We start from the raw sequence: 2,851 nt of genomic DNA, 5'->3' as shown, positions 1-2,851 counted from the left end.
GGCTGAAACCTTGGGCAAGGCCGAGTTGAAGGGTCGCACGTTCGGGGATACTGAGTTCGTGATAGGACATAGTGGCAGCACCGTACCGGAAAGGTCAGGTGTTGCACTCAGTTTTTGCGGCCGCCCACTCATAGCTGTGAAAACAATGAATCAGATTTGCGATGAGAGCCTTGCCGTTTTCCCCGTCGCCCGATTCGAGCTTCAGATGCAAGAATATCACGTTCTGCTTTACGGAAAACGCTGCTTCGAATACCTCGTCTGCCAAGACGTAGATGATTGTATGCTCCACCACCCGCACCTGACTGAAGCCCTGAACGACCTTGATGACTCAGCCGTCAAGGCCCAATACCGGGAGCATGAGATCTCGCTTTACTCACTAATGGTTAACTACATTCAAAACTACGAGGGCGCCTACCGATTTAACGAATATCTATGCCAGCCGCTGATCGATGAAGAGTGTAGATACATAGATCTAATCGAATATTAGTAACCAACCCAAATAAAAACTCCCTTCAGGGAGCTTTTATTTTTCAGCGCATCACTGAGCGATCTTAGCGAATGGCACTGTGAAGCTTACCGCTTGACTGCCTTTCAGGCCCCCAACCTTCTTCGCACTCACCTTGATCGAACCATTTGAGTAGGTCGCACTGATGATCACGTAGCTCGATGCGTTCGCCTGTGTGATTCCCCCAAAGCCAGCGTAGGCGTCAGCAAAATGCGGTGCATCACTGAGTACCACTCTGCCGCCGCTGACGTGATTCCACTTCGCAGAGACAGTCTCAAGCTTCGCGATATTCGCTTTGCTGAACGAGTCGAGAACGACATTGAGCTTGTAGTCGATTGATCGGTCAACGTCCGTCACTACGTCGAGGTAGCTTATCAAGCGGTCAATCGACGTTGTGTCCGAAGCCTTGACGCTCTGATTGCTGAGCAAGCCTTTAGCTGCAACGGCGCTCCCTGTCGTGCTGTCAGGCTGCACAGTCGCTGAAACACATGTGTTCTGTGACTGCACGTAGTCTTCCCCATAAGGGTAAACCGTGCTGCCATCAGTCTTCTTGGCTTTGATTCTGTAAAGCTCGATGCTACCTGTCTGGCCCGCAGGGCACGCTTCTGTCTTCGTCTCTTTGTCGAACGTGTCGATGTCAGTTATGCAGTTTTCTGTTCTCGAAGTCTCGATGAATTTCGAGCCTGACAAACCGTAGGTTACGGTTTTCCCGGTGACGATGACTGTCCCAGCTTTGCCGTTCGGGCATGCCTCTTCACGGCTCGTTTCTCTCTCTTCAAGCAGAGCATCTTCGAGATCCTTGCATGTGTTCTCCTGCACGCTTTGCAACCAGCCGGTGTCGTTGCGGGTTTCCCCGGTCGCGTTGTTGATCTCGTAGTGGCGATTGTATGCGTATGTCACATGTCCAACCTGAGCTTCGGCGCACGTCACAGTCTCGGATTTGTAATCGTCAACTGGCTGAAATTGGGTAGGCTCCGCACACGCAGCTTCACTGCCACTCAACCATTTACCATACGAGTCTACGTCGCTCTCCGCCACACCAGTGAGGGTGATAACGCCGTTCGCATCAATAGATGCAGCCACAGGTTTAAAAGTATCTTCTTGCCCTTTCAAGCCGTATTCGGAGCCTTTCTGATAGACGTTGAGCGTGCCTTGGCGCACGTTGCCAGCCCCAAACAAACCGCCCACTGTTTGCCCAGCCGGACAAGTGAATGAGACGCTCGCAGCGCCTATGCTCGCCCATGCTGGTTCTGGCTCTGGTTGCTCCGGCTCTGGCTGAGGTTCTGGAGCCATCGCTACGCATGTGCTTTCAGAAACTGTCCAATCAGAAATAGCTTCTCTGGCTACCTCGGTGCCGCCTTCACTGGTGACTTTGACTGTGCGTGATTCTGTCCTCGAACCAGACTCACCTACTTCGCAGGCTTGTGCGCGCGTCTCTGTAACGATTGTGGAGGTTCTGACAGGGGCACATGCTTGCTGACTATCAGCATCCCACTCGCCGTGATGTTCGTCGATTACAGAGCCAGGTAGGGCATAGTCAGGATCTTCGTTGAGCGATGGGTAATCGTCATAATTGAACGGAGTGAGCGCTTTCGTCTGCTTATCGTAGAGATAGCTCGTGCCTACCCCCTCTTTGCTCATGCCGAAATAGACAGGGACCGAACCCCATCTGGCTGTGTAGCCGCCCTCCACGCCTCCAACGGTTTGACCAGATGGGCAATGCTCAACGCCCCATATGTCATAAGCATAAGACGGTTTTTGGTAGTAGTTTGGGCTTTCGCAAACGACCCCATTTACGTTCTCGACTGTCCCTCCCATACGTCTCGTTTCTTCCGGCGTGAAATTTGGAAAATATGCTCCACCCTGAACCATCAAGACCTTGTAGAAATCCGAGGTGCCTTGCTCCACGCCATAATAGGTATTCGTTGATACAGCGCCGTCCCAATGAACCCATGTCTGTAAAGGGATTTCCCCTTTTACTGTAATCCCGCCTTGGCATGAGACGTAAATCTGATTTGAGAATGAAAAGCTGTAATCGCCTCTCGCTGACTCTGGCGTTGGAACTGAATCGAATCCATCTGCGAATGCTTGAGATGAAAAAACTGCTGAAATTGCGATTGCTAATAATGATAACTTGTTGCGCATTTTGTTTTAATATTGTTGTTCCTGTAATTATACCATTCAAAAACACAAAACTATTAGCTTAAGAAAAAATATCACAACCTGAATTCAACACATAAGTGCAACGCTCACCCCTGTATGCACTTCGTACGGCGTCTTCCAGCCCAAGCGCTTGCGCGGGCGTAGATTGATCCTCGCTACTGTCCGATTGACGGCTTCGACGGT

General features: G+C 51.0%; 2 protein-coding genes and 1 pseudogene. 1 reads left to right on the top strand and 2 read right to left on the bottom strand.

Features of this window, described 5'->3' with window-relative positions:
- Positions 1-487, top strand: a 487-nt coding sequence (locus AC19YT_RS28000) for a hypothetical protein (RefSeq protein WP_500611364.1), incomplete at its 5' end; no start/stop codon positions are given.
- 51 nt (positions 488-538) lie between these two features.
- Here the strand turns inward: AC19YT_RS28000 and AC19YT_RS27995 are convergent.
- On the bottom strand, positions 539-2,650 hold the full coding sequence (locus AC19YT_RS27995) for a hypothetical protein (protein WP_152641138.1): 2,112 nt from the start codon (positions 2,648-2,650) through the stop codon (positions 539-541).
- An 84-nt stretch (positions 2,651-2,734) separates the two neighbouring features.
- A pseudogene (locus AC19YT_RS27990) lies at positions 2,735-2,851 on the bottom strand (IS30 family transposase); the annotation flags it as partial.

Source organism: Pseudomonas sp. MF08875, from assembly GCF_059862525.1.
The sequence above is the reverse complement of the archived record's forward strand: the minus strand, read 5'-3'. Positions and strand labels throughout refer to the sequence as shown.

Excerpts from the sequence above, each read along its gene's own strand:
- AC19YT_RS27995 (WP_152641138.1), bottom strand. The coding sequence starts at position 2,650 with ATGCGCAACAAGTTATCATTATTAGCAATCGCAATTTCAGCAGTTTTT.